We start from the raw sequence: 26765 nt of genomic DNA, 5'->3' as shown, positions 1-26765 counted from the left end.
AGGTCCATCAGTGCTCACCGCATCCATCCTCGTGCCGCTCCTCGGTGCGGTCGCCATGCTCACTCTGCGCCGCACGTCGGAGCCGACGCAGCGCGGGGTCGCCACCGGCATCGCCGCGGTACCGCTGCTGCTGCTGATCGTCGTGTGGACGCAGTTCGACGGCAACGGGGGGTTCGAACTCATCGAGCAGGCCCCCTGGATCCCCTCCCTCGGGGTGACCTACAAGCTGGGCGTCGACGGCATGTCGTTGGTGCTCGCGGTGATGTCGGCGTTGATCTTCGCCGCATCCACGGCGTACCCGACCGACCTGCGCGGCCGCGGGCACGAGTACTACGCCTGGATGCTGTTCCTCGAAGCGGTGTCGCTCGGCGTCTTCCTCGCCCTGGACCTGTTCCTGTTCTACGTCTTCTTCGACCTGTCGCTGGTCGGGATGTACTTCCTGATCGGGGTGTGGGGCCATGGCAACGCCCGGCGGGCGGCGCTGAAGTTCTTCATCTACACCCTTGCCGGGTCGCTGGTGATGCTGCTGGCCATCCTCGCGCTGTACCTGGCGACCGACCCGCGGACCTTCGACATCCCCACCCTCATCGCCAGCCAACCGTTGGCCGGCAGCGGCCTGCTCGGGGTCCTCGCGTTCTGGGGGTTCGCGATCGGTCTGGGCGTCAAGACCCCGCTGGTGCCGGTGCACACCTGGTTGCCGCCAGCCCACGTCGACGCGCCTGCACCGGCCTCCGCGATCCTGGCCGGCGTCCTGCTGAAGCTCGGCACCTACGGCTTCATCCGCATCATGCTGCAGATGATGGGCGAGCAGTACCAGCGCTTCGCCTTCCCCCTCGCCGTCATCGCCGTGGTCTCCATCGTCTACGGGGCCCTGGTGGCCCTCGGCCAGCCCAATCTCAAGCGCCGGATCGCCTACACCAGCGTCAACCACATGGGCTACACCATCCTCGGCGTCTCCGCCGGCGCGGCAGCCATCGGCCTGGGCGACCGCGATGCCCAGACCCTCGCGCTGACCGGCGCGGTGGTGGAGATGGTCGCCCACGGCCTGATCACCGGCGCGCTGTTCCTGATCAGCGGCAGCATCTGGCAGCGGGGCCAGAGCTACGAGATCGCCGACTACGGTGGCCTGGCCGCCCGCGCGCCCCGCATGACCGCGGCGACCGTCGTCGCCGCCTTCGCAAGCCTCGGGCTGCCCGGGCTGGCCGGGTTCATCGCCGAGTTCCAGATCTTCGTCGGCACCTTCGCGGTCTATCCATGGCTAGCAGGCATCGGCCTGCTCGGTGTCGTCATCACCGCAGCGCTGTTCCTGCAGGTCCTCCAGCGCATGTTCCTCGGCGATCTGCCGGAGCGGTGGGGCGACTGGACCGACGTGGGCCGTGTCGAGACGGCGTCGCTGGCCGTCCTGCTGGCCCTGGTCATCGTCATCGGCGTCTATCCACGGTGGCTGCTCGGCCCGATCGAGTCAGCGACCCGCGCGATGGGAGGCTGAGCGAGCGTGGAGATGGACATGGCCGCGGCGGCCGGCGAGGTCGTCCCGGAGATCGTGCTGCTGGCCGGCGCGGTCGTCGTGCTCATCACCGCGCTGTTCACCCCACGGCGCCTGCAGCACCACGCCCCATGGCTGTCCCTGCTCGTCATCGGCGTCGCCACCGCCACCACCGTCCCACAGCTCGGCGCCGTCCAGCGGATCGGGTTCTTCGACACCTACGCGCTGGACGGCACCGCCGTCGTCGGCAAGCTCATCGTCCTGGCCGTGGCCGCCATCACCGTGGGGCTCACCGCCGAATGGTTCCGCAGCGACGACCGGGCCGGCGAGCTGCAGACGATGCTGCTGTTCGCAACCCTCGGTGCGGTGCTGCTGGCCGGCGCGGCCGACCTCATGGAGCTGGTGCTGGGACTGCTGCTGTCCTCCGTCACCGGCTACGTCCTGGCCGCCTACCACCGCCAGTCCAAGGAGTCGGGCGAGGCCGCGATCAAGTACTACCTGCTCGGCGCCCTCACCAACGCCCTGATGCTGGTCGGCGTGGTGCTCCTGTTCGGTCTGGGCACCACCACCACCTACCCCGGGCTGTCACAGACGCTCCCCGGCGCCGATCCACTGGGGGTGCTGGCCGGCACCGGACTGCTGCTGTTGGGCATGGCGTTCAAGGTCGGCGCCGTACCCGTGCACCCGTGGGTGCCCGATGTCGCCGAGGGCGCGCCCGCACCTGCGGCGGCCTTCCTGCTGACCGCTCCGAAGGTCGGCGGGATCATCGCCATCGCCCGCCTCGCCGCACTCCTCGCCGACGCCCCCGTGGGCTGGCGGCCCGCCATTGCCCTGATCGCCGCCGCCACCATGACCCTCGGCAACCTGGCCGCGCTGTGGCAGACCGACGTGCGCCGGCTGCTCGGCTGGTCAGCGGTGTCACAGACCGGCTACGCCCTCATGGCCCCCGTGGCGCTTGGCCGCAGCGACCTCGCCATCCCGTCGCTGCTGCTCTTCCTCGCCGCCTACGCCGCAGCCAACCTCGCTGCCTTCGGCGTCGTCGTGGAGCTCCGCGGCCGCACCGACCTGGCCGACTACGCCGGCCTGGCCCGACGGCGCCCGTGGCTGTTCACCGCGCTGGTGCTCGCCTTCCTGTCGATGGTCGGCATCCCCCCGCTCGGCGGCTTCGCCGGTAAGCTCGCCCTCTTCGCCGCCACCATCGACGCCGGCTTCTCGTGGCTGGCCCTGCTGGCTGTCATCAACTCCGTCGTCTCCCTCGCCTACTACGCGCGGGTCCTCGGTCCCGGATACTTCGACCCCGCCCCCGGCCCCGTCCCGGTTCTCGGCAAGACCGCGGCCGTCGCAACCGGCGTCGCCGTGATCGCCACGATCGGTACCGGTGTCGCGGCCGAACCACTCTTGCAGACCTTCACCGGCGCGCTGCTGCTGCCTTGACCGCAGCCGCAGGCTGGGCTCTGGGGGCCGCTGCCACGCCCAGTCTTGCTCCGGTGCTTCCGATACTCTCGGGGTATGCGTCTCCTCCTGATCACGACGACCCTCGTCCTGCTGCTCACCGCCTGCGCATCCGAACCGTCGGGCACCCCGGAAACGGTCGCCGACGACGTCGCGGCTGGCGACGTCGCGGCTGGCGAGACGCTCTACCAAGCGAACTGTGCGCAATGCCACGGCGCGGACCTTCAAGGGACGGATCAAGGGCCTCCGCACCTGGATGCGGTGTACCTGCCGAACCACCATGGTGAGTTCTCGTTCCGCGCCGCCGTGCAGAACGGAGTTCAGCCACACCACTGGCAGTTCGGACCGATGCCCCCGATCGACGGGCTGAGCGAACAGGACGTCACCGACATCATCGCCTTCGTTCGGGCGGAGCAGCAACTCGCAGGACTGCTGGAGTAGCCGCGGGTGCTGACCTTGCGGCTGATGGCCGCTGCCTTCCTGGTGCTCCTCGGCGCGGCAGCGTGCAGCAGCCCCACCATGACCGACGAGCTCATCATGGATGAGTTCGAGTACCGGCCCGTCGACATCCGGGTCCCAGCGGACACGCCCGACTTCGAACTGACCCTCACCAACGTCGGTTCGGTGCCCCACGACTTCACGGTCGAGGGGTTACCGGAGGACGTCTTGGTGCACCTGGCCATCCTCGAGGGTGGTTCAGCACCGTACAGGCTGCCGGCGCTGCCCAGCGGCGACTACGCGGTCTACTGCGCCCTCGAAGGCCATCGCGAGGAGGGCATGGAGGCGACGCTCCGCGTCGGCTGACGTGCGGTCCTCGCCTTCGAGGAACGTCATGGCCGGCTGCCGGTTCACAGCCGGCCACGGATCCTGGAGGCAACTCATGCCCCGCCGGGTCGCACTACGGGGACATCCGGACGAGGACGGCAGTCAGCGCGATGGCCAGGGGGAACAGCGCGAGCTCCAGCCGCATCGTGCGCTGCATCCGGGCGGCGGACTCGTCGTCGCCGTTGACGATGGCGGGCACCAGGCGGGTGTGGTTGAACGCGCCGACGGCTGCCACCAAGCCGACGATGGCCAGCTTCGCCAGCAGTACCCGTCCGTAGCCGGTGGCGAACAGCTGCCCGACCCTCTCCAGCTCGACGACCGCGAGAGCGCTGCCGGCGACGCCGACCAGGACCACAGCAGCGGTGGCCGCGACGGAGAAGCGTCCCACAACCAGCCTGGAGTCGTCACCGCGGTGCCGTCGCGCGGCCATAACTGCCGCAAGACCCACGACGCCACCAGTCCAGACCGCCGCTCCGCCGACGTGCGCGGCGTCGGACAGACGCACCAGGAGGCCGGGAGTGCTCGTCGCGGTGTGCCCGGTGAACTGGAACGACAGCAGGAGGCTCGCTGCACCCAGCAGCATCGGTCCGACGTGCGAGGGATCGTGTGACCAGCGGACGAAGCCGCGGGTGCCAGCCAGGATGACGCCGGCACCCCAGATGCGCAGCAGCGAAGCCATCATCAGACCCGAGCCGCGGACGATGTCCCAGGCGGAGGTGTTGGTCATCCCGCTCATGCCCTCCCCCGCGATGACTGCGACGTGACCGAGGAGCTGCATCGTCGTGCCCACGATGACGACCACCGCCGCACCGGTGACGAGGCGGCTCAGGAGCCGCTGGTCGGCGCGGCTGTCGGGGTGGACCGCGACGCCGAACACGACAACGCCGATCGCCACAAGGCTCGCGGCGAAGACGAGCCACCGTCCGACCACCTGGATGATCTCGGGAGCCATCGGCTCCCCTGCCGCCACGTCAGGCGGCTGCGGCGACACGACCGCAGCGGCCCCCGCGGACTCGCTCGACTCAGGAGCAGCATCTTCGGGCGCCGTCTCGGGTGACGGGGCGGGGTTGGGTGACTCCGCTGCTGACGGTTCCGGCCCTGCGGCTGTGGCCGCCGGTGCCACTGTCGGGGCAGCTCCCTCGGTCGGGGGCGAGGTGCTGGTGATCACGTACCCGCCCTCGATCGGGTGACCATCTCCTCCGATCACACGCCAGGCGACGGATGACGTCCCGGGGGGCAGCGGTTCGGCGAGTTCAGCCGTGACGGTGACACCGTCACCGGCAAGTACCGATTCACCCACGGCGAGTGTCTGCCCATCGGGACCTGTGACCTGGACCGAATTGGGAAGGACATCGACCGGTTGGGCGAAGACCAGCGTCAGGCTCTGCACGGGCTGGTCGAAGGTGCTGTCTGGGGCGGGGTCGACGGACTGCAGTGCGGAGTGGGCGGCCGCCGGTGCGGCGAGGACCAGCAGCAACCCCACGATGAGCAGGGCTGGCTGGATTATCCGGCGGATGTGATTGCGTGCTGAAGACATGACCTTGGAAACTCCTCGAATTTGCGACGCGAGGTGGTTCGTCGACGTCGACGAACCACGAGAGGTCGCACCCACGCGATGGCACGGGTCGTTGCGGCCTCCGAAGCTGCGGCAGGCCGACGGCACCGTCCCCTTGCACGCCGCTGGGTGCATGCGTCGGCAGGGGAGGGCGACCCGCGTGCTTCTAGACCCGCAGGATCGCCAGCATCGCGAGACGCGCAGGATGGCGCCTCGCACGTCTTCGCTGCGTTCTGGCCACGAGGACCGGCGGGCCGTGCCGTCCGCTCGGCGTGCGTTGGCTCAGAACCATCACCGCGAGAGCGAGCACCACCACGAAGCCCGCGGTGCGCGCGGCCGTCTGCTCGCCGCCGTGAGGCGTCTCGGCTGAGTTCACGTCCTCGGCATGTCCAATGTGTCCGTCATCATCGGATGCGTAGGCGTGGCGGTGACGGGCACCATCACCCACTTCATCGAAGTGGGTGTGGAAGACGAGCACGCCCAGGCTCTGCGTCATCGCAATGACGCAGACAGCGAGGACGAGGAGGGCACGCACGACGAACATCGTATCGACAGACCCGCCCCAATCCTGAGGAGGAAGTGCGTCCCGGGGGGTATCAGACAGCCAGGTCAGGGCTCGACGAGGTCCCACGACCAAGCGTCGTCCCGGACGATCGCGCGCAACCTCCCACGGGGATGCTCGGCGCCCGGTCCTGCGGTCACGAACGACTCGATCTGCACGGTGATGTGCTCCTCGATGGCACTCGTGAGCAGATGCAGATGCAGGTGCGGTGGGGCCGTGGCGCCGTCGAGGCGTTCAGATGAGTCTCGACGGCGAGGGCAAGACGTGCGAAAGCCGGCGCGAACGCGGTGGCGGGCGTCGGCCAGTGGAAGAAGTGCATGACCGGGTAGCTGTAGTGCGCCTGCGTCACGAACCGGATGTCGGACGCCAGACCCTCGACCGTTGCGCGTGTCCCCTTCAGATCGCCTCCGGGCCACAGCCGCTGGCGCACCTGCTCGGGGTCCCCACCCAGGGCGTTCAAGGTCGCTGCGAGCACTCGCCTCGCCGTCACGGCGTTCAGCACCGGCACCAGGTAGGTGATCGCCAGCGTGAGCGTGAGCAGACCCGACGCGCTGCACACGACGATCAGCACCCGACCCAGTGCCGTCGTGGGAACGATGTCGCCCACCCCGAGCGTCGTGAGGGTGTAGCCGGCGGCGTACAGCCGTTCCACGCGGAAGCTGCCCGGTCCTGAGATGTGGTCCAACCAGCGGTGTCCCACAGGACCAGCGTCCAACCGATCCAGAGGCCGAGGATCCGCAGCAGCACGAGACCGAGAACCAGGAGCAGTCCAGCCCCTTGGAGCAGTCGATGCCGGCCGGCGCCCACGCGCCGGATCGCGGCCCACCCCATGGGGCTGAGACGTCGGGTGGTCCAACCGGCTGACAGGCTTCCGGCAAGTGTCGTGGCGACGAGATCGGCGAGGGTTCCCGCGAGCACGAGCAGCCCCGCGACCGAGGTGACGGCGGTCATGCGCACGGTGCCATGAGTCGATGGATCGTCATACTGTCCCCCAGGATCAGCTGGACGGCCTGACCAGCGCCAGAACTGACGTACAGTTCGCCCATGAACCGCAGTTCACCACGCTCTCAGGCGCGGCGATGAGCAACCGCAAGCTCTCACGTCGACAGGCGCTCCTCGCTGCCGCAGCCGTACCCGTGGCAGGAGGTGGGCTCTGGGCTGGTCTGCAGGCGGGATCATCGCCTGCCGAGATCTCCGCGCAGCAGCTTCGCTTCGAGGACGTCCCTGCCGGGTTCCAACGGATGCGCGCCGCCCCCGCGATGGCACAGCTGTCAGGACAGGCGGATGAGATGACTGCCGTATGGGCTTACGAGGGCTCCGTACCAGGACCGGAGATCCGCGCCGTCGCCGGTGATCGAGTGCGGGTGCGCCTGGAGAACGGCTTGGAGCAGTCCACGGCCGTGCACTGGCACGGGATCAGCATCGACAACGACATGGACGGCGTCCCCGGCCTGACGCAGGACGCTGTCAGCGCCGGCGAGGCGTTCGACTACGACTTCGTCGTGCCCCACCCCGGGACGTACTGGTATCACACTCACGACCGCTCTTGGGAGCAGAACGCACGGGGCTTGCACGGCGCTCTGATCGTGGAGGAACCCGAACCGTACGACGTCGACGGGGATCTGACGCTTGTCATCGACGATTGGCGTCTGGACGACCGGTCGCAGATCGACGAAGACAGCATGGGCGCTGCGGGCGACTGGAGTCACGGCGGCCGCACAGGCGGTCTGCTGACCGTCAACGGCAGCAGCACTCCCGACATCGACGTCGTGGCCGGCGAGCGGATCCGCATGCGCCTGATCAACACCGCCAACGCCAGGATCCTGGGCGTCTCGTTCGGGGATCTTCCCGCGAGCGCGGTGGCGCTCGACGGCTACCCGATCGAACCGCGGGAGGTGGACGGACCGGTCGTGCTCGGACCCGCGCAACGGGTCGACGTCGTCGTCGACATGACTGGGGACCCGGGAGCGGTCGGCCAGCTGGAGCTCCTGACCCAGGAGGGTGCTGCTCCCGGGGCCACGTTCCGCTACGGCCCCGACGAGCCCATCCGCACGAGCTTCCCGGACGTTCCGGCTCTGCCCAGCAGGGCGCCCGGCAGTGCGGCGCTCGATCTGGATGATCCTGTCCGCGTCGATCTGCTGATGGAGGGGGGTGCGATGGGCGGGATGTCCGCCGCGACGCTCGACGGCCAGACGCTCGCCATGCCGGAGCTGATGGACGCGCGCCGGTTCTGGGCCTTCAACGGTGTCGCGGGCGATCTCGACATGCCCCTCACGACAGTCGCGCGCAACCGCACGGTCGTCGTCACCATCCAGAACCAGACGGCGTTCCCCCACGTGATGCACTTCCACGGCCATCACTTCCAGGTCATCACCCGCGACGGCGTTCCCTCGGCCCAGCCGGACTGGCGGGACAGCGAGCTGATGGGGCAGGGCGAAACCGTCGAGCTGGCATTCCTCGCCGACAACCCCGGCAAGTGGCTCCTCCACTGCCACATGCTCGAACACGCGGCTGCCGGGATGATGACCTGGCTGAACGTCACCTGAGCCCCGGCGCGAACGGCGCGACCGGCGCGCGGTCAGCCAGCGCGAGGTGAGGCGAGGTGGCGGAACTGCGCGACGGCCAGCACGGTCACGCCGGCCAGCCAGGTCAGGGCCAGCCCGAAGGCGGCGAGTTCGTCGAAGCTGGCGGTGAAGGCGCCGTCCAGCATCACGCGGATGCCGCCGTGGGCAGGCATGTAGACGGCCCAGGCGGGTGGGGCGGCGTCGAACATGGCGTTCTGGGCGATGCCGACATCGATGAAGGGCAGCGCGAGCATCAGGTAGAGCCCGCCGAGAAGCCCGAAGCGAGGACCGATGAGCACGCCGAGCATTCCGTAGGTGAGCGCGACGAGGACGTTGGCCAGCCCGAAGACCCACCAGTCCACGGGCGTGAAGCTGGCGCCGGTCACTGCCAACGATACGCCGGTGGTCAGCAGTGCCGCGAAGACAATGACGCCGAGCCGGGCCGCCAGGATCTCCAGCGGCCGGTAGCCGGCCAGCACCAGCCGCCGGACCCCCTCTGCTGACCCGAGGGCGACGAACAGCCCGGCCAGGCCGGCGAGGAACCCGGCGGTGATCGGGACCATGATGGCGCCGTGGAGATCACTCATCGGCAGGACCTGGAGGCTCCGCGTGCCGCCGTCGATGAGTTCCACCGGTGTGGGATCGTTGGGGGTGACGGCGATCGACAGGGTGATGAACGCCACCGGCAGCCCGACCAGCAGGACCCACAGCACGAGGTTGCGACGGTAGTCGCGAAACCCGTAGCGCAGCGCCACGGCAATGCGGCGCCAACGACCGGCCGGCCGAGGGAGAGCCAGCGGCGAGGGACGCGTCGTGCGCACCAGCGCGGCCGTGCCTGCCAACAGCGCTCCGACCGCCCACAGCGCCGACAGCCCGACACCGCCCAGGGGGCCTGCGTGCCCGGAGGCGACGTCGGTCACCACCAGCGTGGGGAAGTGCAGCGGGAAGGTCCGTAGCACGACGCCGCTGCCACCGAACGCGGGGCCGAAGAAGACGTCGAAGAGCCAGACGAACACCACGACGAGGGACCCGTTGAGCTCGGAGCGAACCAGGGCACCGACGATCGCACCGATCCCGAGGTAGGTCACCGCCATCAGCAATGTGACACCTACCACCCGCGGAGCGTCAGCGAGGTCGGTGCGCACCGTCAGTGCCCCGAGCGCTCCGATGCCGGCGAGGGCCGCCAGTCCCAGGGCCGAGGTGAGCCTGGCCGCCACCACCCGCAGCGTTCCCGCACCGGCGGCTGCCAGTCGCCGGTCGGCCTCGCGGGAACCGGTGACGTGGAAGAACCCGGCGACGCCGGCCAGCAGCGACGCCGCCCAGCCCGCGGTCGCGGCCTCGATCGGACCCAGGTCGGTGATCCCGCCCAGCGCATCGGCGAAGTCAGCGATCGCCCCGGCTGAGAGGGTGACGAACACGACAGGCACGACGACCAGCAGCACGAGGTTCAACGGCCGGCGGGCGTACTCGGCGAGGTAGCGCCAGCCCAGCAGGCCCAGCGATGGTCCCTTCTGGGGACCGGTCGAGGCGGTGGCGGTCATCGTGGGACCGTCCTGCCCTCGCGCAGGTCATAGATCCGGTCGAAGCGGTCCTCATCGGTGATGAAGTGGCTGATGATGAGCAGCGACCGTCCCGCGTCGCGGCGGGTCCGGGTGAGGTCCCAGAACCGCTGGTAGGTGTCCCAGTCGAATCCTGCGTAGGGCTCGTCCAGCAGAAGGATCTGCGGGTCGGGCAGGAGCGCCAGTCCCAGGTTGAGCTTGGCCGCTGTCCCCCCGGACAGCTCCTCCACCCGTGCCCCGGCCCAGCGGTCGAAGCCCAGGAGCTGGTATATCTCGTTGCGGGAGGACTCGACCTGGGAACGGGTGAGCCCGTAAGCCTGACCGAAGAGCTCGAAGTGCTCGTCGCAGGTCAGCCGCTCGTACAGGATCGACTCCTGCGGGCAGTAGCCCAGGGCGCCCTGCCGCTGGATGGTGCCCTCGTCGCGGTCGAGGGCGCCGACCAGGATCTTCATCATCGTGGACTTGCCCGATCCGTTCTCTCCCACCAGGCCGACGATCTCGCCTGCGCGCAGCTCGAGGTCGGCTCCACGCAGCACGTCCAGCCGGCGCCGCCGAGGCCAGATCCCCGTGACGTAGGACTTGGTGATGCCGCGGGCGCTCAGCACCACCGCGGGCCGTCCGTCGGCGGTGACAGCGTCCACGCCGGCGGAACTCGTCGTCGACGATGCCGCGGTCATGACCGCTGCCCTCCTCTCGCATCGTCGTGCGGCTCGGCGGGCTGATCCTGCGGTCCCGAGTCATGCCGCCGCCAGGGTGGGTTGGTGGCCTCTCCCCTCTGCCAGGGGGTGCCCAGTGCGGGGAGCAGCTTGCGCAACCGCGGCTTGGCCATGGTCACGACTTCTCTGCCTGTCGACATCACATGCCTCCTCGTGGAAGTCCCGAACACATCGTGATGGGCGTCAGGACCCTGCGCATCCGAGGGGACTACGGCATGCCCGGTCCGGGCAACCACGCACCCGGGCCAGTCGACACTCGAGCGGTGATCCCGTCCGGCTCCGGAGCGGCCCGCAGCCAGTTCGGTAGTCACATCGGATGCCGAACAGCATGTGAAGGCGGATGATGCCCTGACAAGCAACGAAATGGGCCTCGAGAGGAGAAGGTCATGAACAGCGATTCACGGGGTGGCAGTACGCGTCGTCCGCGCTTCAGCGTCAACATCACCCCCGCCGAGCGGGCCGCACGCATCCTGCTCGGCGCGGCCGCGACCGTCGCGGCGCTCGCCTTGGTCGCCACTGCGAACTCTGCGGTTGCGGTCGTGCTGGAGATCCTGCTCGCTGCCGCCGGTCTCGACCTCGTGGTCACCGGCGCCATCGGCTATTGCCCCCTGTACCACAAGCTCGGCCGTGTGCCGCAGTCGTGGGCGGACCCGCAATGACCGCCTCTGCCAACGGGCGTCCCCGCCCGACGACAAGGACGACGGTCCGGCCTACCACCGGCCACGGTTGGATGATGCTGGTCTGCTGCATCCCCATGGTCGTGCTTGCCGTGGCGCTGGTGGCGGCCGGCGTGGTGGACGTGGGCTTCCTGGTGTTCGCCGGGCTGTGCGTCGGCATGATGGCCATGATGATGCGGGGCATGAACCACACGGACCACCCGGACGACGGGGCGGGCCGCCCCGCCGTTCCGCCCCAGCACCCGGATGATCCCCCTCCTTCGCTGCGACGTTGAGTCGTAGGAGCCGGTCCTTCCCGCAACGTGATCCGTGGTTCCCCCCGATGTCGGCCCGACCGCGGTTCTGACTGTCCGCGGAGGTTGGCGCCAGCGGGGCGAACCAGTGCGGCGGCTTCAACGACTGTCCCAGCCGCGCGATACTTCGCCAGTGTTGTGAGGCCTACCGGTGACTCTCGCGGCCCTGCGAGGGTGAGGTAGGTTCGCGGACATGGATGGCGAGGCTGGCCTGCGGGCAGGGGGGCTTTCGGAAGGTGCTGCTGGGCTGGCGGCCGTGGCCCTGGCGCTGTCCTCGGAGCGGGACCTCGACCGGGTGCTGTTCACGGTCGTGGCCCAGGCCTGCCGCGTCGCCCGATCCTCCTACGCCGCAGTGGCACTGCAGGACGATCAGGGGGCGCTGACAGGGTTCGTGCAGGAGGGACTGGAGCCCGAGGAGGTTGCGGCCATCAGTTCGTGCCCCCTTGGCGACGGGCTGCTTGGGGTTGTCGCCTCGACCACGGCACCGGTGCGCGTCGACAACATCGCCGCCGACACCAGGGCGGCGGGTTTCCCGGAGGGACATCCGGAGATGCGGCGGCTGCTCGGGGCACCGATCGTGACCCCGCGTGGCCGCTACGGCAGCCTGTACGTGTGCGACCGGGTCGACGGCATGCCCTTCGATGACCGTGATGAAGGGGCCATCACGGTGCTCGCGCGGCTGTCGGCAGCGGCGATCGAGACCGCATCGCTGCTCGCCGCCGAACGGGAGCGAGCGAACGCCGTTGCCGGCGAGGCCGCAGCCCGGGCGCGAGAGTCGGCGCAGCGGGAGCTGCTGGGGCAGGTTATCGCGGCGCAGGAGGCGGAACGTGCCAGGGTGTCTCGAGACCTGCACGACGAGATCGGTCAGGCGCTGACCTCGGTTCTGCTGGGCCTGCGGCTGACCGAGGACGGCCTCGCGGCGGGCACCGACAGCCAGCAGGTGCGGCCGGAGCACTGGGCTGAAGTCCGCGGTCTAGTCGCGGATGCGCTCGAGCGGGTTCGAAATCTGGCGTTCGAGTTGCGGCCTACCGTGCTGGACGACATCGGCCTGGTGCCCGCGCTCGAGCGGCTGGTCAACAGCATCCAGCAGCGGGCCGGCATCGCCGTGGAACTGGACGTGGAGGGGCTCGGCGAGGCCGACCGGCTGCCGACGGAGGTGGAGACCGTGTTGTACCGCGTGGTCCAGGAGGCGCTGACCAACGTGGTGCGGCACGCTGAGGCGACTGTCGTCGGCATCCAGCTCGTGGCCGATGACAGCCGGGTCCGAGCGGTGGTGGAGGACGACGGCCGTGGCTTCGACCACAGGGCGGCCGAGGAATCGTTGGGACTCGTGGGCATGCGAGAGCGCGCGTCCACGGCGGGCGGGTCACTGCGGGTGGAGTCGGCTCCAGGCGTCGGCACCGCGGTGATGGTGGAGGTGCCGGTTGGCTGAGACGATCCGCATCATCTTGTGTGACGACCACACCGTGGTGCGGGCGGGGCTGCGGCGTGTGCTGGAGGAACAGGAGGATCTGGAGGTGGTGGCCGAGGCGGGCACCGCCGCAGAGGCGATCGCACGGGCCGGCGAGCTCCACCCTGACGTGGTCGTGATGGACCTGGGTCTGCCTGATGCCAGCGGGATCGATGCCACGGATGCGGTGTTGCGGTCCAGCCCTGGCAGCACGGTGCTGGTGTTGACGGTGCATGACGACATCGGCTATCTGCGGCGGGCCTTCGCTGCCGGCGCCACGGGCTATCTGGTCAAGGATGCCGCCGACTCCGATCTGGTCACCGCGGTGCGCGCGTTGGCGGCCGGCGGGGAGCACGTGCACCCACGGCTGGGCGCTGCCTTGATGCGCCCCGACGCTTCACCGGCCGCCCTGGCGGGTCCTGGAGGTGAGCTGTCGAACCGTGAGATCGAGGTGCTGCGGCTGATCGCACTCGGCTTCACCAACACCGAGATCGCCGAACAGCTGGTGGTGTCGGTGCGCACGGTGGAGAGCCACCGCTCGCACATCCAGACCAAGCTCGGCGTACGTTCCCGCGCCAAGCTCGCAAGCCTGGCCCGCGAGGCCGGCCTGCTGGAGCAGCCGACGAACGGGCCGTAGCGACGCGGGCTGGACATCAAGGGGCCTGCCGCCCACGACGCATTCGTCCCGAGCACCTCCATGTCCTTCGCTGGCTGCCATGGCTCCACCGCGATCGGGCGTTCATCCGTGGCAGGTACGCCTGCAGCGCCGTGTCGAGTGCGTAGCCTTCCGCGCGCGAGGATCGGTAGTCCACTCCGATGCCCGCAGCGGTGAGGCACGTCAGTCTTGTGCACATGGACCCCATCAGCAGTGTTCTCCGGCTCGGAGGGGACGCGGAGTGCCCGGTGTGCGACTTGGCCCCGGTGGTCCTGGTGGCGCTGCGCCACCCGACGATGCGCCGCTGGAGCGAGGAGCTCCTCACCACGGAGCACGGCTGCTGGAGCGTGGTCCAGCCGCGCGGCGAGGAACTGCTGGCGGACGCGATCGCCCGCACCCGGCCCGAACTGGTCGTGGTGGACGACGCCGACCTGCCGATCTGCTGCAAGGCCGCCGTGGAGGCCTTCGCACCCGACCGGGTGATCGTGGTGGGTCCGGAGCCCGATGAGGCCTACCGCGTGCGAGCACTCGCCCGTGGCGCCGGCGGGTGGGTGTGTCGCGAGCGCATCGCTGAGGAGCTCAGCGCGGCGATGCGGGCGGCACTGGGCTGCCGCCACGTTCCCTGCCCGCCCAACACGTCGGTGAGGCCAGCCGCCCTGTCAGCAGACACTGTCCAATCGGCGGACGTCCCCATAGGAGGTGGTGGGCTGTGACGCGCATGGATGTCATCATCCTGCTCGGCGCGGTGGCTCGCAGCACCGGGCTGCTGCGGTTCTTCTTCGCCAGCCCGGACGCCAGCCGCGCCACGTTGCGTGGCGGCGTCCAAGAGGTCACCCTCACCATCGAGGGCGGCTACGCCCCTGATCGGATCGAGATGCAGCAGGGGGTGCCGCTGCGGCTTGCCTTCGACTGGCAGGAGGCGGGGGACTGCATGTCCCGGGTGGTCTTCAGCGATTTCGGGATCAACGCCTTGCTACCCGCCCACGTCCGCACAACTATAGAGATGACCCCAGACCGCCATGGGGAGTTCGGCCCAGCTGGGGCTGGCCGCGCCGCTCTCGATGATGGTAGGCACCCAGGAGGGCGCACCACAGGCATCCTGATCCGCTCCGCCGAGGCGTTGGAGACCGCGCAGCGGCTGGACGCCATCATCCTGGGCAAGACTGGCGCGCTCACCCAGGGCGCGCCTGCTGCCGCGCCGGTCCAGCCCGATGTGGAGGTCGGCGGTGGCGCCGGCGATTCGGACGCGGCGCGCGCCGCGATGGCGACAGACCCGGAGGCCCACGTTCCGATCACGATGAGGAGTTGACGATGATGACACTGATCACTGCAACCAACACCCTGCTGGCCCAGGCCGGCGGCTGGTGGGATCACATGTCCGGCTGGGGTGGCGGCTGGATGTGGCTGTGGGGCACGCTGATGATGCTGTCCTGGGTCGCCATCATCGCCGGCGCCGTGTGGGTCGTGCTGCGCGGACGTGACGGTGATGCGCGAAGCCGTGCCCGGGACCTGCTCCAGGAGCGGTATGCCCGAGGGGAGATCGACACCGAAGAGTACCGCGAACGCCTCGAGCAGCTGACCTGAAACCCGAACCGACTCGGGTCTGGAGGCAAGCAACCATGGATCGTGGGGAGATGCGACGGCGGCTTGGACGCGTGGAGGGCCAGGTCCGCGGGATCCAGCGGATGGTGGACCCGACGGTGACGGGCGACCCCGAGCAGGTTCGACCGGATGCGCTCACCCGTCTGCACACCGCGTTGACGAGGCTGCTGCGGATCCGCGGGTCCTGCGGTCCGACTGCGCGGTCTACTGCTCGAACCGGTATCGACCGAATCGCGAGGTCCTTTCCTTGAGTTCTCCGCGCTATGAGCAGGCAAGCCTGACGTTGTCTGGCACCGTCGCCATGGGCACCGGCGTGATGATCGGTGCTGGCATCTTCGCCCTCACCGGCCAGGTCGCCGAGCTCGCCGGGCAGTGGTTCCCGGCGGCGTTCGTGCTCGCCGCGGTGATCAGCGGCTTCTCCGCCTACTCCTACATCCGCGTGTCCTCCACCTTCCCGTCGGCCGGCGGCATCGGCATGATCCTGCACAAGGCCTATGGCGACACCACGCTCACCGGCTGGGCCGCGCTGTTGATGGCCCTGTCGATGGTGATCAACGAGAGCCTCGTGGCCCGAACGTTCGGGACCTACCTGGTGCAGCCGTTCGACGTCGGTGCGGACAGTCTGCTGGTGCCGGGACTCGGGGTGGCGCTGATCGCCGCCGCCTTCGCCGTCAACGTCGCCGGCAACCAGCTGATCGACCGGGTGTCGAAGGTCACCGCGATCGTGAAGGTCGCCGGGATCCTGCTGTTCGCCGGCGCGGCGTTGTGGGCGTCGGGCTGGTCTGCTGCCGCCGCCAGCGGCGCCGGACCTGGTGCCGCCGGACCGGGCGGGTTCCTGGCCGGCGTTGCGCTGGCCATCCTCGCGTTCAAGGGGTTCACGACGATCACCAACAGCGGCGGCGAGGTCATCGACCCCCATCGCAACGTGGGCCGGGCGATCGTGATCTCGTTGGCCGTGTGTCTGGTTGTCTACCTCGCTGTCGTCGCCGCACTGAGGGCTTCCCTGCCGCTGGACCAGCTGGTGGCGGCCAAGGACTTCGCGCTCGCCGAGGCGGCCCGACCAGCCCTGGGGAGCCTCGGCGTCTGGTTCACCGTGGCTATCGCGGTGATCGCCACGGCATCGGGGATCCTCGCCAGCATCTTCGCGGTCTCGAGGATGCTGGCCATGCTCAGCGACATGCGGCTGGTGCCGCACCGCCACCTCGGTCTGCCCGGCACCATCCAGACCCACACGCTCATCTACACGGTGGTGATCGCCGCCGCCCTGACGATGCTGTTCGACCTCAGCCGCATCGCCTCCCTCGGGGCGATCCTGTACCTGACCATGGACCTGACCGTCCACGTCGGCGTGCTGCGCCACCTGCGAGAGGAAGTGAACGCCAAGACGTGGGTGCTGCTGACCGCGATCGGCCTGGACGTTGTCGTGCTCGCCACGTTCCTGGTCATGAAGACCACCACCGACCCGGCAATCGTCCTGATAGGCCTCGTCGGGATGGGACTGGTCTTCCTCGGCGAACGGGTGTTCCTCACACGCCTGCGGGACAGCCCTCGCTGGACAGAGCCCACCAAGGGCGACACCTGACACGACCCCGAACCCGACCGTCCGGCCCGGCCCCGGTCCCGGTCGGTTCAGCAGCGTGACGGTAGTGCGCACGCCAGCCTCGTCACGGCCCTGCACGCCGCAGAACGCCGTTCAGGTTCCCGCTGGGAGGACCGACGGCGGGTAGGTCAGGTCCCACCGGTGTCCTGGGTCCTGACCTCCTCGACGTGGATCCTGCGACCCTCCCCCTCCACGAACGTGAAGCGTCCGCGGACGGTCACGGTCTGTCCGACCAGATCGCTCCACCCCCGGGGGGGCCACAGCTCGACGCGGTTCACGGCCTCGTCCTCGACCCAGTAGTGACGAGGGTCCGGGTAGGTCTCGACGACGCCGCTGACCTCGACCAGACGACCGTGCCAGGCCTCCTGTGATCGGCGAGCACTGCCAGATCGACGGTGACCGGCGCGGTCTGCGCGCAAGCGGCTAGCACCGCCAGAACCATCACGGCCAGAACGCGGGACAGCATCGCGAACAGACCCTCGGGACGGTCTCTTGTTCGCACATCGCTCCAGGCATGTCCGTGCCAGCTAAACCCGTCTGAGGACCCTCGCCCGCTGGGCGGACGTCTCCGGCGCACACTAGCACCGGCGTGGTCGCCGCTTGACCTTCAGTCGACTGGAATGTCTACGGTGTGCCACATGACGGATCGAGAAGGCACGGAGACGGGTGAGAGGAGTTCGTGGTCCCGCTATGCGCTCTTGACGGCAGGGTTACTCGTGGTGGCGCTGGCGGGATACGCGGGCTACGAGCTGTACCCCCGGTTCGATCTTCCCGCACTGGAGGGCGCTGGCCTGCTGGTGCTGGCCGCGGGCGCAGGCATCGCATCGTTCTTCGCGCCGTGCTCCTTCCCGCTGCTGGTCACGCTGCTGTCCCGCCGGGTCGGCGGAGAAGATCGCGAGGAGCACCGCCCGGCGGTGTTCGCCGCAGCCATGGCTGGGGGCGCTGCGCTGTTCCTTCTGGCGCTGGGAGTGTTGATCGGTCTGGGTGGAAGTGCGCTGGCGGAGAGCGTGACGTTCACCAGCACCGTCGGCATCACGCTGCGGGTCGTCGTCGGCGCAGCCCTGGTGCTGCTCGGCCTCGTCCAGATCGGTGTCCTCGCGGACTCGCCGTTCCGGGCGGTGGAGCGGGCCACGAAGCATCTCAGCAAGAAGCAAGCCGTGCTGCGGCGGCAGCACCCCGTCGCCGGGTTCACGGCGTTCGGCTTCTTCTACCTGGCCGCCGGCTTCGGGTGAACTGGGCCGATCCTGGCCGGTCTGGCCGGGCAAGCTCTCGTCACCGGTGGCTCCGGGGTCGCCACAACGGCCTTCGGGCTCGCCGCGATCGTGATCCTGGCGCTGATGTTCACCGCGGCGTTCACCGTGTCCCGTGCGCAGGAACTTACCGTCGAGCGGATCAAGGCGACCGCTCCGAAGATCAAGCGGTGGGGAGGTGCCGTGCTGATTGCCGTCGGCCTCTGGTTCATCGCCCTCGCGGTCTTCGCCGACTTCTTCGCCCAGATCTTCCCTGTCTAGCGCCCCTCGTCAGGAGGCTGCCTTGCCAGCGACGCGCGAAGAACGCGAGGACGACCGCGCCGTCTTCCGACGTCGGACCGTGTGGACGAACGCAGCCATCTGCAGCCCCACCACGCACAGCCCGAGCAGAACGAAGGGGATCCTGAACCAGTCTGGCTCCGGCGGCATCCGGTGGAACGACAGCGTGTAGTGCAGGAACAGGTAGTAGCCGACGTGGAGCAGCACGAGGTAGAAGACGACCTGGGCTGCGCTGTGCAGCCACTTCCACGAGGCCGGTCCAAGACGGCGGACGGCAGCGTCGGTCGAGGTGGCTGCGAGCGCCAGTCCCCACACCAGCGCGACGATGCCCAGGAGGTTGGCGAGCCCGAAACCGGGCTCCATCCGTGCCTCACGACCGAGCTGGGCCACGAACTCGAAGCCGAACAGGCGGCTCAGCGACCAGCGAGCCCAGCCGTTGAGGATCAGGATCGCGTGCACCGCCGCCAGGACCGCGAACCAGATGCCCGCTTCTCGACGCCAAACAATCGCGCGACCCGCCGGGCGCCAGAGCTTCGCCAGCGGACCGATCGCCAGCGTGGCCAGCAGCAGGATCAGCGAGCCATCACCGACGGACTTCCACAAACGCATCTCGGGATCCACTGCGGGCGGGAAGCCCAGAACACCGCGATCAGCATGAGGCCCAGCACGGCAACCGCCGTGTGCCGGGCCACCGAGATCCGCATCGTCTTCTTGGCCATGTGGTCTCCGATCTGTGCGGCAGTTCTCCTGCTCCGACTACGGCTTCGGCACGGAACGGACCCTCAGGCGGCGAGCGCCTGCACTCGTTCCTCGAGCGCCTCGCGCGACAGCGGCCCGACGTGCCGCGTCACCTCCCCCGTCTCACCATCGATGAATATCCACGAGGAGTGACCGAGGATCTCGAAGTGCGCCGCGGAAAGGCGTCCGTCAGGGTCGGCGATGTTCGTCATCGGCAGGCTGTACTCGTCGATGAACGCCTGCATGTTGTCCAACGAGTCCTGACCGGCCACGCCGAGGAACGTCACGTCTTGATCGAGCTGCCGCGCAACCTGCGCGACATCGGGAGCTTCCCGGTTGCAGACCGGTCACCACGGAGCCCAGAACCAGATGGCGATGTCCTGGCGGAGCAGACCCGCCCCCTCGAACTGATCACCATAGACGGTTGATGCGGTGAAGGACAGCAGCTGCGCCGCCTCACCTTGGTCGTCAGCCCCGACGGGTCCCTGTTCGCTAGCGACCTCTGGGGCGTTCCCGGCAGCGTCTGCATCGGTGACATCACCACCGCCACAGGCAGCGAGCAGCCCCATGAGCGCCATCGCGACGATGGACGCTGACGGCCGCAGTCCTCGACGGTTGACGGCCAACGACAACTCCCTCCTACTCAGACGCAGAACTACTACACACGATAGCACTGCAGTCGCGCATGCGTGCCGGACGAGCCAGGACCCGCGCGGCGAACGGGCTCAAGAGGCGCCCGCGCCGCCCGGGGAGCGATTCCCGATCGACAGCGTGGTCTCCATCCCCTGTCGGCGGTGGCCTGGCAGGGTGCACCACAGCGTCAGGCGATCCGCTTCGGTGGTCGCCATGCTGAGGGTCGTCGTCCCGCCGGGTGGCAGCACCTCGCTGCGCTCGTCGATGCCGTCCCCACCGATCCGCAGGTCGTGAGCGGTGGCGCCTGCGTTGGTGACGTCGATCGTGACGGTACCCACCACGACCACGGCACTCGACGAGGCTATGGCGAAGTCGGTCAGGCCGACGTCGATGCGGTCGGCCGGCGTTGCGGCGACGGTGGCGGGTCCGGCGATGGTCCCTGTCGGACCGCAGGCGCTCACCATGATCAGCAGGACGCCCGCTACCGCCTGGCGCGGGGCCGTCACTGCTGCGGATCCAGCAGCGATCGGGCGAGCGGGATGCCGGGGTGCTCGGAGGGCGCGGCGTCGAGGAACCGCTGCAGCGTCTGGGGCGCGACCGCTGAGCCGTCGGTGAACAGCGCCAGGCCCAGCAGCAGGAGCCCATCAGGGTGATCAGGCTGCTGGTCAAGAACCGCTCGGGCTGTGACTTGTGCGCCGCCGACATCGCCCGCCTGCAACAGCTGTGAGGCCAGGTCCAGGCGCGCTGCGATGTTCGACGGATCCTGCTCGACGCTGGCGCGCAACGCATCGAGCTCCGCGGTCGCACTGGGTCCGCTGTCGACATCGGGGAGATTGCCCGTCGGGAGGTCGCCTACGCCTCGGGGTGCCAGGTTGAAGGCCAGCAGGCCGACGAGCACGGCAGCGAACGCAGCAGCACCCCCGGCCCACGACATGCCACGGCGTCGCACAACACCATCCGCGGCGCGGTCGTCCGTCGCCGGCGCCACCGCCGTCGCTCGCGAGCCTGCCATGACCGGCGTGGTCGCCTCGCGACGCTGCGCTGCCAGCGCGGCTGCGATGCGGATCATCCCGTTCCGGTGTGCACCGGTGGACGCGTCCTCACGGTCGTCGGCGATCGCGGATGCGAGCTCGAGGGCCGCCTCGAGCCGCTCACCCGCCGGCGTCTGCGGCAGGGCCAACCGACCCGCGGCGTACCCGTCGGCCAGCTCGACAGCGTGGTCCAGGTCCGCCGAGGACACCGCGGTGGGACGCCGCCTGGTCTGCAACAGCGCTGCGCCTGTTCCGCCGAGGACCGCCGCGACGGGCAGGAACCACACCAGCCAGCCGAGCCCGCCGGTGCGCGGCGACAGCAGGATCCACTCGCCGTAGCGGGCGACGAAGTAGCCGCGGACTTCGTCGGGCGTGCGCCCGTCGGCCAGCTGCTCGGCGATGATCTCGCGCATGCTGTTCGCGATCGGTGCCGCGGAGTCTGCGACCGATAGGCCCTGGCACGTGGGGCAGCGCAGGCCCGTGGCGATGGTCGTCGCCTGCTGCTGGGGGGTGCCGGGTGGTGCGTCGAGCGCCTGCCACAGCCCCAGTGCCGACCCAGCGGCAAGCGCGACGAACGCCCCGACGGTCAGCAGCCGCCGCAGGGCCGTCGCAGAAGGGCGCGCACGTGTCATCCGGTGTCCACCAGCGGGCCGACGGCCTCCACGATCCAGCCCTCGGTGAGCTCACCGATCTTCTTGGCGCGGATCCGTCCGTCGGCGTCGATGACGAACGTCTCGGGAACACCGAAGGTTCCCCACTCGACCGCCCAGCGGCCATCAGGATCCAGGACGCTCGGATAGCCGAAGGCTCCTCGCTCCTCCAGGAAGGCGCGGGCGTCGTCTTCGGAGTCCTGGGTGTTGATGCCGATGAACTGCACCCCGAAGGGTTCCAGAACCTCAGCAGCCCGCACCAGCAGCGGGTGCTCGCGGCGGCACGGCACGCACCACGACGCCCACACGTTCACCACCACGACCTGACCGGCGAACTCGGCGATGTCGACGGTGCCACCCTCGAGCGTCGGACCGGACAGCGGCGGGGCAGGTCGGTCCATGAGCACGGTGTCGACCACGGTCGGATCTCGTCCGAACCCGGTGCCGAGCACGCCGACGGCTCCGAGGGCGACGAGCACCACGACGATCAGCAGCGGCCACCGACGACGCCATCGCGGCCTTTCGTCCGGGGCATCATCGTCGGCCGCATCGTGGACACCGAAGGTGTGGAGCATCGACGTCATGCGTCCACCGTCGTCGCGGCTGGCTGATCGACCACCGCCGCACCGTCGTGGCGACGCCGCCGGTCGGGCCAGGCTGCCACCGCCGCGCCTGTGACCATGACGCCTGCGGAGACCCACAGCCACAGCACCAGCGGGCTGATGATCAGCCGGACCGTGGCCTCGGTGCGGTCGTCGTTGACCGATGACAGCAGCAGGTACGCATCCTCGGCGAGCCCGGTCCGCACCGACGGCGTGCCGATGGCCTGCACGGACGCGGGGTAGAAGCTCAGCGCGGGCTCGTAGACGCCGAGAGCGCGGTCCCCGTCGGCGATCGCCACCTGGATGCTGATGGTCATCTTGCGCTCGGTGCGCTGTGGCGTGATGCCCTCCAACGTCACGGTGTGGTCACCCACGACGAAGGACTCGCCGATGGCCAGCGTCTGCTGTCCGTCGATGCTGTAGCTGGACGACGCCGCGATCGCCACCGCGGCGAGCACGACGCCCGCGTGGGTCAGCAGGCCGCCGTACAGACGGCGGCGGCGGGCGAGGGTCGTCCAGAGGGCCGGCAGGCTGGGTTGACCGGTCGTTGCCCGGGTTGACTGCCATCCGGTCACGACTCGGTCGACGATCGTGGCCAGCACGAAGACGCCGACGCCGATGGTGACCAGCGGCGCGACGCCCTTCCGGCCGGACAGACCGAGCGCGGCGATGGTGAGCAGACCGAGCGCGGAGGGCACCGCCAGCCGCCGGGCGAGCGCTCGGGGGTCAGCCAGCCCCCAAGGAACCAGCGGTCCGACGCCCATGAGCACGAGCATCGCGAGGGCGAGGGGGATCGCCATGCGGTCGAAGTAGGGCGCGCCGACGCTCACCCGTTCTCCGTTCACGGCCTCCACCAGCAGCGGGAAGACGGTGCCGATGAGCACGGTGACGGCCAGTCCGACGAGGATGACGTTGTTGCCCAGGAACACCGCCTCCCGCGACGCGCCGGCGTCGATCCGGTCGACGGGGCCGAGGCGGTCGGAACGCCAGATCAGCAGCGCGACCACGCTAACCAGCACGAAGGCGAAGAAGCCCAGCAGCGCCGGGCCGATCGCGGACTGCGAGAATGCATGGACGCTGGCGACGACGCCGCTTCGTGTCAGGAAGGTGCCGAGGATGACCAGCAGGTACGTCGCGGCAGCCAGGGAGAGGTTCCACACCCGCAGCGTGGCCCGCCGTTCCTGCACCATGACGGAGTGCAGCAGCGCGGTGGCGGTGAACCACGGCAGGATCGAGGCGTTCTCGACCGGGTCCCACGCCCAGTAGCCACCCCAGCCGAGGACCTCGTAGGACCACCAGGCGCCGAGCATGATCCCCGCGGTCAGGAACGTCCACGCGGTGAGCGTCCAGCGGCGGGTCACAACCAGCCAACCTCTGCCCGTCTGCCCTGTGATCAGCGCCGCCACGGCGTATGCGAACGGCACCGTCAGGCCGATGTAGCCGAGATACAGCAGCGGTGGGTGAACACCCATCAGCGGGTGGTCCTGCAGCAACGGGTTGGGACCGGGACCATCCGCGGGCACGGGCGAGACCACCTGGAAGGCGTTTCCGGCGAACAGCGCCAACCCGAAGAAGAACACGGCAGAGCCGCAGATGACCGCCATCACCCAGGGGTGCAGCGCTGCCGCCCGGGGGTGGACGCGGCGCATCACCAGCACCGCATAGCCCGACAGCACCAGCAGCCACAGCAGCAGCGAGCCCTCCAGCGCCGCCCACAGGCTGATGACGGTGTAGTAGAGCGGCACGGCGCGGGCGCCGTTCTCCGCGACGTAGCGGACGCTGAAGTCGTGGGTGACCAGCGCCCACACCAGCACGGCGCACGCCATCGCCGCCCCGACGGCCATCACCGCGGTCAGGCGCTTCGCCCGCGGCGCGAGCTCGGGGCGGCGCACGCTCAGCACCCACCATCCCGTCGCAGCCAGCGACGTGACGAAGCCGAGCGACAGCGCGGCGGTTCCGAGGAGGCTGTTCACGGGCGAGCCTCGGATGCGGCCTCGTACTCGTTGGAGTGCTTGACGATCAGCAGGTCGGAGCGGAAGGCCCCGTCACCGTCGAAGGCACCCTCGACCAGTGCGCCCTGGCCCTCCTGGAACACGCCGGGCGGATCACCGAGGTGCACCACGTCCACGTCGGCGACGCCGTCGGTCAGCACGAACCGGACCGCCTCGCCGTCGCGGACGACCGAGCCCGGCTGCACCAGACCGCCCAAGCGCAGGCGTCCGTCGGCTGCGGAGAGCGACGCGGCCTCTGCCGGGCTCCGGTAGTACACCAGGCTGTCGTCCAGTCCGCTCGTGGCCAGCAGGCCGATCGCGGCGAGCGCGGTGACCGCGACGACCAGCAGCCGCGTGCGCGGTCGGGCCAGCCTCATCGGTCCAACCCCCGGCCGCTCCACCACGCGTAGCCGGCCCACACCAGCACGGTCAGCACGTAGCCGACCACCACCCAGCCCCATCCGTCGCTCATCGGCTTGTCCTCGCGGTCACGGTCAGCTCCAGTGGTCGTGGCATGTCGTCGTCGGCGGGAACGGCCGGGTCGTCCTGGGCGAGCACCGCGACGCGACGGAGGTGAACCCAGACCGCAGCAAGCGTGAAGGCGAGCACCGCGGTCAGAAGCGCGGCTAGCATCATCGGCTCGATGGAGTCGGCCGGACCCCCCGGCCGCAGCACGGTCGGTGGCTGGTGCAGGGTCCGCCACCACACCACCGAGTAGTGCACGATCGGGACGTTGACGAAGGCCGCGATCCCGACGACCGCCGCCCGTCGTGCGCTGGCATGGGGGTCCGCCGACAGCCCCCGCACCCCCAGGTAGCCCACGTACACCACCAGCAGGACGACGGTGGTGATCAACCGGGGCTCCCACGTCCACCACACTCCCCACACCGGTCGGCCCCAGAGGCTTCCCAGCACGATCGCCAGCGCAGTCAGCCCGACGCCCAACTCCGCAGCCGACCGAGCATGTCGGTCCCACCGCAGGTCGCGGCGCAGCAGGTAGGCGACGCTCGCGGCCAGCACCCCCGCGAAGGCCAGGTAGGCCACCCATGCCGCCGGCACGTGGACGTACATCAGCCGTTGCGGCTGCCCCTGCACGACATCGGGAGGGGCGAGCAGGAGGCCGAGGACTGCGGCGGCGCCACCGGCCGCCGCGGCGGCAGCACCCAGGACGGTGGTGGGTCGGATGCGCACGGTCATTCCTCCAGCAGGGTCGGGAACACGGCCCACGCCACGGCGAGGGCCGCAAGGTCGTAGGCCAGGAGCAGCAGTAGCCAGGATGAGGCGTCGACGCCAGGCGTGCTCGCCTGCGTACCCGCGACGAGGGCCGGGAGCCCTGCCGGCAGGACCAGCGCCGTCAGCAGCCCCGTGCCGGTCCGGCCGGCTGCCGAGGCGGCGGTGCCGTACACGACCACGGCACTCGACAGGCCTAGGGTGCCGAGCGCGGCAGCAGGCACCGATGACAGCGCCATCCCGGCACCCATCACGATGATGCTGAGACCAGCTGCGGCGGTCCAGGTGGCCGTCAGCCACACCCACATCGCCGCCAGCTTCCCCCACAGCAGCGGGCCTGGGCCGGCCAGGCTGCGCAGCAGGTCCCAGCAGCCGTCCTCGCGCTCGGCCACCGCGACGGTGAGCGACAACGGTGCGGCCAGGAGCAGCACCACCAGCCAGGGCAGGCCGGGGGCGACCACCTGCAGCACCGACGGTGCCGGACCGAAGGCCAGGCCGGCGAGCAGCACGCCGGCGAGGGAGAACGGGACCGCGACACGGGTCAGGTGCCGGCCCGATGCCTCGACTGCCAGCTCCCGCGTGAACACGGTCAGCACCTTGCCGGCATCAGCCACCACGCTCACCCCTCGACGGGGACAGCTCGAGATGACCGTCCTGTCGCTCCTGGAGCCAGCGACGGTCATGGGTTGCGATCAGGACGGCAGCACCACGGCGGGCGAGGTGGTCGACGACCCCCGCCGCGCAGCGTCGTCCGTCGGCGTCCAGATGCGCATCAGGCTCGTCGAGGCAGGCGATGGCCGGGGTGCCGGCCAGCACGGTCGCAAGGGTGACCCGTGTCCGCTGGCCGGCCGACAGCTCACCGACCGTGCTCGTGCGCAGGGCTGACAGGCCGGCGAGCTCGATCGCCTCCTCGACGTCACCTCCACCCAGCGCCGCGGCGACGGCCACCGCCTGCCCGACCGTCTGTGTCGCTCTGGCCCCGTCCCCTGCGGCGGCGTAGAGCGCCGGCTCGCCACCGGTCCTCACGCCTCCGGACGGCTTCAGCAACCCTGCGGCGATGCGCAGCAGTGTGGTCTTGCCCGACCCGTTGGGACCCGTGACGGTGCACACCGCGCCGCGCTGCACCCGCAGGGTGATCGGGGTCAGGGCCAGGACCGCGCCGTATGACCGGTGGCAGGCCTGCAGTTCCAGCACGCAGCGTGACGCGGCGGCACGGCTGGCATCTGCGGCGGAGGAGAGGAACGGGGTGATGGTCATGGTGGGGCGCCTGCCGACGCACGTCGGTGGCACCGTCCACTATGCAGCGTCGTAGCCTGTGGTGCCGAAGCCGAATGGGATTGTGACCAGATCGACCGGACAGGAGAA

At 69.8% G+C, this 26765-nt stretch carries 31 protein-coding genes and 2 pseudogenes; 16 read left to right on the top strand and 17 right to left on the bottom strand.

Going from position 1 to position 26765, the window contains the following annotated elements:
• Positions 1-10: 10 nt before the first annotated feature.
• The 4 genes from CUC05_RS06950 to CUC05_RS06935 all read left to right on the top strand — a co-directional run bounded on the left by CUC05_RS06950 (position 11) and on the right by CUC05_RS06935 (position 3742).
• Positions 11-1489 (top strand): complex I subunit 4 family protein, encoded by a 1479-nt coding sequence (locus CUC05_RS06950; protein WP_108665341.1) that lies wholly within the window; start codon positions 11-13, stop codon positions 1487-1489.
• A gap of 12 nt (positions 1490-1501) precedes the next feature.
• Positions 1502-2920: an NADH-quinone oxidoreductase subunit N gene (locus tag CUC05_RS06945; protein WP_240606211.1), complete on the top strand. Its 1419-nt coding sequence runs from the start codon at positions 1502-1504 to the stop codon at positions 2918-2920.
• Between the two features lie 75 nt (positions 2921-2995).
• Complete coding sequence (locus tag CUC05_RS06940; RefSeq protein WP_108665340.1) at positions 2996-3379, top strand: c-type cytochrome; 384 nt, start codon at positions 2996-2998, stop codon at positions 3377-3379.
• A gap of 24 nt (positions 3380-3403) precedes the next feature.
• Positions 3404-3742, top strand: a complete 339-nt coding sequence (locus CUC05_RS06935) for a cupredoxin domain-containing protein (RefSeq protein WP_157965305.1) — start codon at positions 3404-3406, stop codon at positions 3740-3742.
• A 94-nt stretch (positions 3743-3836) separates the two neighbouring features.
• Here the strand turns inward: CUC05_RS06935 and CUC05_RS06930 are convergent, their stop codons facing one another.
• From CUC05_RS06930 to CUC05_RS24550, 3 genes are all read right to left on the bottom strand, one after another.
• Entirely contained in the window at positions 3837-5300 is a 1464-nt protein-coding gene (locus tag CUC05_RS06930; RefSeq protein WP_170127936.1) for a copper resistance CopC/CopD family protein, read from the bottom strand.
• Between the two features lie 184 nt (positions 5301-5484).
• Positions 5485-5853, bottom strand: coding sequence for a hypothetical protein (locus CUC05_RS06925; protein WP_157965304.1), 369 nt, complete (start codon positions 5851-5853; stop codon positions 5485-5487).
• Positions 5854-6016: 163 nt separating this feature from the next.
• Positions 6017-6532, bottom strand: coding sequence for a potassium channel family protein (locus CUC05_RS24550; RefSeq protein WP_157965303.1), 516 nt, complete (start codon positions 6530-6532; stop codon positions 6017-6019).
• Between the two features lie 319 nt (positions 6533-6851).
• Between CUC05_RS24550 and CUC05_RS06915 the strand changes: the two genes are divergently transcribed.
• Entirely contained in the window at positions 6852-8426 is a 1575-nt protein-coding gene (locus tag CUC05_RS06915; protein ID WP_108665335.1) for a multicopper oxidase family protein, read from the top strand.
• Between the two features lie 32 nt (positions 8427-8458).
• On the opposite strand, the gene CUC05_RS06910 is transcribed toward CUC05_RS06915, so the two are convergent.
• Positions 8459-9985: an ABC transporter permease gene (locus CUC05_RS06910; protein WP_108665334.1), complete on the bottom strand. Its 1527-nt coding sequence runs from the start codon at positions 9983-9985 to the stop codon at positions 8459-8461.
• On the bottom strand, positions 9982-10680 hold the full coding sequence (locus CUC05_RS06905; RefSeq protein ID WP_108665333.1) for an ATP-binding cassette domain-containing protein: 699 nt from the start codon (positions 10678-10680) through the stop codon (positions 9982-9984). Before CUC05_RS06905 ends, CUC05_RS06910 begins: the two co-directional genes overlap by 4 nt.
• A 425-nt stretch (positions 10681-11105) precedes the next feature.
• Here CUC05_RS06905 and CUC05_RS06900 point away from each other — a divergent pair, with 425 nt between their 5' ends.
• The 9 genes and pseudogenes from CUC05_RS06900 (at position 11106) to CUC05_RS06860 (ending at position 16978) form a co-directional block, all read left to right on the top strand.
• Complete coding sequence (locus tag CUC05_RS06900; RefSeq protein WP_108665332.1) at positions 11106-11378, top strand: YgaP family membrane protein; 273 nt, start codon at positions 11106-11108, stop codon at positions 11376-11378.
• 74 nt (positions 11379-11452) lie between these two features.
• The gene (locus tag CUC05_RS06895) at positions 11453-11671 is read left to right on the top strand and encodes a hypothetical protein (RefSeq protein WP_170127921.1); all 219 of its coding nucleotides are present in this window, start codon (positions 11453-11455) and stop codon (positions 11669-11671) included.
• A gap of 211 nt (positions 11672-11882) precedes the next feature.
• Entirely contained in the window at positions 11883-13121 is a 1239-nt protein-coding gene (locus CUC05_RS06890; protein ID WP_108665330.1) for a GAF domain-containing sensor histidine kinase, read from the top strand.
• On the top strand, positions 13114-13776 hold the full coding sequence (locus CUC05_RS06885) for a response regulator transcription factor (protein ID WP_108665329.1): 663 nt from the start codon (positions 13114-13116) through the stop codon (positions 13774-13776). The genes CUC05_RS06890 and CUC05_RS06885 overlap by 8 nt, the downstream gene beginning before the upstream one ends.
• 215 nt (positions 13777-13991) lie before the next feature.
• Positions 13992-14507 carry a response regulator gene (locus CUC05_RS06880; protein ID WP_157965302.1) on the top strand — a complete coding sequence of 172 codons (516 nt, stop codon included), beginning with the start codon at positions 13992-13994 and terminating at the stop codon, positions 14505-14507.
• Positions 14508-14512: 5 nt separating this feature from the next.
• Positions 14513-14812: pseudogene (locus CUC05_RS26075) on the top strand (heavy metal translocating P-type ATPase); the annotation flags it as partial.
• A 296-nt stretch (positions 14813-15108) separates the two neighbouring features.
• Positions 15109-15378: an SHOCT domain-containing protein gene (locus CUC05_RS06870; protein WP_205712170.1), complete on the top strand. Its 270-nt coding sequence runs from the start codon at positions 15109-15111 to the stop codon at positions 15376-15378.
• Positions 15379-15413: 35 nt separating this feature from the next.
• Entirely contained in the window at positions 15414-15647 is a 234-nt protein-coding gene (locus tag CUC05_RS26070) for a metal-sensing transcriptional repressor (protein ID WP_108665326.1), read from the top strand.
• A complete protein-coding gene (locus CUC05_RS06860; protein WP_108665325.1) occupies positions 15644-16978 on the top strand; it encodes an APC family permease in 1335 nt (444 codons plus the stop codon). Before CUC05_RS26070 ends, CUC05_RS06860 begins: the two co-directional genes overlap by 4 nt.
• A gap of 146 nt (positions 16979-17124) precedes the next feature.
• On the opposite strand, the gene CUC05_RS06855 is transcribed toward CUC05_RS06860, so the two are convergent.
• Positions 17125-17415: a hypothetical protein gene (locus CUC05_RS06855; protein ID WP_108665324.1), complete on the bottom strand. Its 291-nt coding sequence runs from the start codon at positions 17413-17415 to the stop codon at positions 17125-17127.
• A 219-nt stretch (positions 17416-17634) separates the two neighbouring features.
• Between CUC05_RS06855 and CUC05_RS06850 the strand changes: the two genes are divergently transcribed.
• Together CUC05_RS06850 and CUC05_RS06845 are read left to right on the top strand one after the other, a co-directional pair.
• A complete protein-coding gene (locus tag CUC05_RS06850; RefSeq protein WP_157965301.1) occupies positions 17635-18228 on the top strand; it encodes a cytochrome c biogenesis protein CcdA in 594 nt (197 codons plus the stop codon).
• A gap of 105 nt (positions 18229-18333) precedes the next feature.
• Positions 18334-18507, top strand: coding sequence for a hypothetical protein (locus tag CUC05_RS06845; protein ID WP_157965300.1), 174 nt, complete (start codon positions 18334-18336; stop codon positions 18505-18507).
• Positions 18508-18516: 9 nt separating this feature from the next.
• On the opposite strand, the gene CUC05_RS06840 is transcribed toward CUC05_RS06845, so the two are convergent.
• The 11 genes and pseudogenes from CUC05_RS06840 to CUC05_RS06790 all read right to left on the bottom strand — a co-directional run bounded on the left by CUC05_RS06840 (position 18517) and on the right by CUC05_RS06790 (position 26657).
• The gene (locus CUC05_RS06840) at positions 18517-19134 is read right to left on the bottom strand and encodes a ferric reductase-like transmembrane domain-containing protein (protein WP_108665321.1); all 618 of its coding nucleotides are present in this window, start codon (positions 19132-19134) and stop codon (positions 18517-18519) included.
• 173 nt (positions 19135-19307) lie between these two features.
• A pseudogene (locus CUC05_RS06835) lies at positions 19308-19598 on the bottom strand (TlpA family protein disulfide reductase); the annotation flags it as partial.
• Positions 19599-19610: 12 nt separating this feature from the next.
• A complete protein-coding gene (locus CUC05_RS06830) occupies positions 19611-19889 on the bottom strand; it encodes a hypothetical protein (RefSeq protein ID WP_157965299.1) in 279 nt (92 codons plus the stop codon).
• Between the two features lie 99 nt (positions 19890-19988).
• Positions 19989-20402 carry a cupredoxin domain-containing protein gene (locus tag CUC05_RS06825; protein ID WP_108665318.1) on the bottom strand — a complete coding sequence of 138 codons (414 nt, stop codon included), beginning with the start codon at positions 20400-20402 and terminating at the stop codon, positions 19989-19991.
• The gene (locus CUC05_RS06820; RefSeq protein ID WP_108665317.1) at positions 20399-21559 is read right to left on the bottom strand and encodes a cytochrome c-type biogenesis protein CcmH; all 1161 of its coding nucleotides are present in this window, start codon (positions 21557-21559) and stop codon (positions 20399-20401) included. Before CUC05_RS06820 ends, CUC05_RS06825 begins: the two co-directional genes overlap by 4 nt.
• The gene (locus tag CUC05_RS06815) at positions 21556-22161 is read right to left on the bottom strand and encodes a TlpA family protein disulfide reductase (protein ID WP_108665316.1); all 606 of its coding nucleotides are present in this window, start codon (positions 22159-22161) and stop codon (positions 21556-21558) included. The genes CUC05_RS06820 and CUC05_RS06815 overlap by 4 nt, the downstream gene beginning before the upstream one ends.
• Entirely contained in the window at positions 22158-24152 is a 1995-nt protein-coding gene (locus tag CUC05_RS06810; RefSeq protein ID WP_108665315.1) for a heme lyase CcmF/NrfE family subunit, read from the bottom strand. The genes CUC05_RS06815 and CUC05_RS06810 overlap by 4 nt, the downstream gene beginning before the upstream one ends.
• A complete protein-coding gene (locus CUC05_RS06805) occupies positions 24149-24547 on the bottom strand; it encodes a cytochrome c maturation protein CcmE (RefSeq protein ID WP_108665314.1) in 399 nt (132 codons plus the stop codon). Before CUC05_RS06805 ends, CUC05_RS06810 begins: the two co-directional genes overlap by 4 nt.
• 91 nt (positions 24548-24638) lie before the next feature.
• Positions 24639-25367 carry a cytochrome c biogenesis protein CcsA gene (gene ccsA / locus CUC05_RS06800; RefSeq protein WP_108665313.1) on the bottom strand — a complete coding sequence of 243 codons (729 nt, stop codon included), beginning with the start codon at positions 25365-25367 and terminating at the stop codon, positions 24639-24641.
• Positions 25364-26014 (bottom strand): heme exporter protein CcmB, encoded by a 651-nt coding sequence (locus CUC05_RS06795; protein ID WP_157965298.1) that lies wholly within the window; start codon positions 26012-26014, stop codon positions 25364-25366. Before CUC05_RS06795 ends, ccsA begins: the two co-directional genes overlap by 4 nt.
• On the bottom strand, positions 26007-26657 hold the full coding sequence (locus CUC05_RS06790; RefSeq protein ID WP_108665311.1) for an ABC transporter ATP-binding protein: 651 nt from the start codon (positions 26655-26657) through the stop codon (positions 26007-26009). Before CUC05_RS06790 ends, CUC05_RS06795 begins: the two co-directional genes overlap by 8 nt.
• Positions 26658-26765 lie beyond the last annotated feature (108 nt).

It is taken from the genome of Euzebya rosea (assembly GCF_003073135.1).
In the GTDB taxonomy this organism is placed as follows: domain Bacteria; phylum Actinomycetota; class Nitriliruptoria; order Euzebyales; family Euzebyaceae; genus Euzebya; species Euzebya rosea.
Note: the sequence above shows the minus strand (reverse complement) of the source record. Positions and strands in the feature narration are given on the sequence as shown.